This is a genomic window from Desulfopila sp. IMCC35006, from assembly GCF_005116645.1.
Lineage (GTDB): Bacteria > Desulfobacterota > Desulfobulbia > Desulfobulbales > Desulfocapsaceae > Desulforhopalus_A.
This window is the reverse complement of sequence record NZ_SWCM01000032.1, coordinates 1-3,393: the sequence shown is the minus strand read 5'-3', so window position 1 is coordinate 3,393 and position 3,393 is coordinate 1. Positions and strand designations below refer to the sequence as shown.

Here is a 3,393-nt window from a genome sequence, read left to right as displayed (position 1 = left end):
CCACTATGCCGAGTTTTTGACTATGCCGAGTAATCAAATTTCACCTTGAAATATGAAGGACTCGTTAATAATCAACTCGGCATAGTCTGATGTGATTCAAAGCCCGCTCAAGAACTGTAACAGTTTATCATCAGGTCGGTAGCGCCCGGCTTTGACATTCAGTGGTTTAGTTTTATCCATAATTTTTTCCTTGTATGCCAGATCAGCGTGCAAATAGATCATGGTGGTTTCAGGAGATTCGTGACCAAGCCAAAGGGCGATGACGGAATGGTCGACCCCGGCCTGAAGGAGTTCCATAGCTGCAGTATGCCGAAGGACGTGCGGCGACACCCGTTTATCCTTTAACGACGGGCATGTTTCCCGAGCCGTTGTGACATGTTTGGCGAGAAGGTACTGAACACCATCTGAGCTGAGTTGCGTGCCGCGAGCATTCGGAAAAACCACATCATTGTTTGCCCCCGCCAACTCTTCGAGCCAGATTTTCATAATGGCCACTGTCTGTTTGGTAAGAGGAGTACAGCGCTCTTTACGCCCTTTGCCATAACAACGAACATGGGCACCTGATGACAAGACGATGTCGCGTCGGCGGATACCAATAAGTTCGGAAAGACGAAGACCGGTCTGGATGGCGAGCACAAGAAGTGCCTGATCTCGTCGCCCCGTCCAGGTCGTTTTATCAGGAGCTGTTAATAGCGCCTCGATCTCCGGGTGGGTGAGAAAATCAATCAATGGGCGGTCTTGCCGTTTGGTAGGAATAGCCAACACACGTTGAATGTGAGCGGATCGGCTTGGTTCTTGAAATGCTGCGTAATGGAAAAAGGAACGAATTGCCGTCAAACGAAGGTTGCGAGTGCGGGTGCTGTTGAGCCGGTCGCTCTGGATATGATCCAGGAAAGCACCAACGAATGGCTCCGTGAGATCGTCAAAAGCAAGTTTGGAAGGCGGTTTTCTAAGTCGTTGGTAGGCAAATTCGAGAAGTAACCGAAACGTATCACGATAAGATGCGATGGTATGAGGGCTGGCTTGTCGTTGTTTCATCAAGCGGTCGATAAAAAAGGACTGAAGCAAGGTGGACAGCGGGATGATTGTTGTCATGATAAAACCTCCCATCTTTGTTCAAGTCGGTCTTTTGTTAGCGCTAAGAGCTCTGGGATAGCGGACAGATACCAATATGTATCGGTCACATGGGCATGTCCCAGATAGGTCGAGAGCACCGGCAGGCGCTGTTCGACATCGACACCGGTTCGGTACCAATTAAGAAGCGTGGTTACCGCAAATCGATGGCGAAGATCATGAATGCGTGGTCCGTAGCTATCCCCGGCTTTTCTAAGACCGATTTGGCGGGAGAGCTTGATGAAAGTCCATCTGACCATACAGTCAGTGAGCGCTATACCCTGATTGGACAAAAAGAAGTTGGGTACGGAGGATCGGGGCTGAAGTTGATCGAGTCGCCGAAGATACTGCTCAAGATTTTGCACAGTAGACGGATGCAAAGGAATCAGACGGGACTTGCCGAACTTCGTCAACCGAACGGTCAAAACCTTCTGCTCGAGATCAACGTCGCTACGGTCAAGGTGAATCGCCTCGCTGATCCGCATTCCGGTAACGGCCATCAAACCAAAAAAGGTGTAATAGGTCCAAGGCCGGAGGCTTGTCAATGGAAGAAGATTCTTCGCCGCGTTTAAAAGTAGTTTGATCTCCTCATCGGAGTAGATGTAGGGAATTGCTCTCTTTGTGCGGTAAGGTAAAAGGCCAACCGGGGGGATTTCAGTTCGAGGATCGATAGCGCTCCAATAACGGGCAAAACAGCGTACAAAGCCAAGGCGGGCAGCCCAAAGGGCGGGTTGAACGCCTTGAGGTTGCTGTGCCCAGCGTAGAGCCAAGTCGATGGTGATAACTGAAGCCTCCCGTTGTTCCATGAAGGATACGAAATGCTGAAGATTGTGTCCCATCTTCAGCAACTTAAATCCAAGCGATCGACGCATCGTCAGATAGTTTTCTACAGCTTTTCGAAGGCAGATCATTTCGCACCTCCCGGCCAGGGTTGAGCAAGAGTTTGCAGAGCCGTAAGATCAACTTTGGCATAAAGGGTGGTCGTGTTGATACTGCTGTGCCGCAGTAACAAGGCAATTTCGGCAAGCGTAGCCCCTCCGCGCAACATCTCAGTGGCAAAAGTGTGACGGAATAGGTGGGCACCGGTATGCGGGGAATCAATCCCAGCTTTTTTGAGAGTTCGGGCGACAATGGTTGAGATGGCTTCTGAATTTGCAAAACCACGGCGAGGTGCCTTCATACGAATGAAGACACTGCGGGTGGAACAAGTAGGCCGGTCTTTCTCAAGGTAATCGGCAACGGCCTGTCCTACATCTGGCGGCAGAGGGAGCAACGCTGATCGGTTTCCTTTTCCTTGAATACTGATTTCGCCCACCTGCCAATGGATATCATCCAAAGTCATGCTGACGATCTCACAGGCCCTCAGGCCCAACCGCGCGAGCAGCAGGAGAATTGCATAATCACGACGTCCCTGAGCGGTGCTACGGTCACACTGGCTTAAAACTTGCTGTACCTGACCAGGCTGAAGGAACTTCGGAAGTGTCGAAAACTGCCAGTTGGGAATAGTTGGAACACAGGCTGCCAAGTCTTTTGTAATATCTCCTCGGTAGTGCAAATAACGAAAGAAAGAGCGCAGTGCGGTAACCATCAGGGCTGCTCTTTTTGGAGATAGGCGTCCAGCTTGATTTTGTATGAATCGGATAACGTTTTCAGCCTTCAAATCGGCCAAGCAAGCAGAATTATCTCCATATTGAAATGACAAAAACCTTTGAATAAAAAGACGGTAATTGACGCGAGTCGAAACGGAAAGCCCGCGTTCTTCAGATAGGTAACAGTCATAGTCATTTTCGATTTGTTGGCGCGGATTATCTGGGATCCGTGTAGCTTCTACCGGTAAGAGGCAGTGGGCGTGCAGCAACTGCACAAGTCTGCGCAATATCGCGGCCTCATCACGACGTGGACCGAATCGCTGATGACGAGATTGTATATACCGATGAATAGTTTGCCCTGAGAGATCGACGACCTGTATCCGCTGCTGGTGCAGCCATTGGCTCATATCATTGAGAAAACGTAGCTGTTGATAGGCGGAATGTTCAGTGTAGCCTTGTTCAGACAATAAAGCCGCATAGGCGGGTATAATGCAACCCAATGGGCCATTGTCCATGCCTTGAGAAAGGTCAGAATTTGCATACAATTTTGTCATGATGTCTTCTCCTTTGAATAGAGGATCATAGGAAAAGACATAAAAAACTATGCCGAGTTTACAAGAGGCTAAACGCCTATTTATTAAATAGTTGGATCATTGACTCGGCATAGTCAGGAACTCGGCATAGTGACGGA

3 protein-coding genes are annotated in these 3,393 nt (G+C 49.4%); all 3 read right to left on the bottom strand.

Annotated elements, in window-relative coordinates:
- Positions 1-96 precede the first annotated feature (96 nt).
- The 3 genes from FCL47_RS23980 to FCL47_RS23970 are packed head-to-tail and all read right to left on the bottom strand — an operon-like array spanning position 97 to position 3,256.
- Positions 97-1,095, bottom strand: a complete 999-nt coding sequence (locus FCL47_RS23980) for a site-specific integrase (RefSeq protein WP_136816261.1) — start codon at positions 1,093-1,095, stop codon at positions 97-99.
- On the bottom strand, positions 1,092-2,024 hold the full coding sequence (locus FCL47_RS23975; protein WP_136816260.1) for a tyrosine-type recombinase/integrase: 933 nt from the start codon (positions 2,022-2,024) through the stop codon (positions 1,092-1,094). Before FCL47_RS23975 ends, FCL47_RS23980 begins: the two co-directional genes overlap by 4 nt.
- Positions 2,021-3,256 (bottom strand): site-specific integrase, encoded by a 1,236-nt coding sequence (locus tag FCL47_RS23970; RefSeq protein ID WP_136816259.1) that lies wholly within the window; start codon positions 3,254-3,256, stop codon positions 2,021-2,023. The genes FCL47_RS23975 and FCL47_RS23970 overlap by 4 nt, the downstream gene beginning before the upstream one ends.
- Positions 3,257-3,393: the final 137 nt, after the last annotated feature.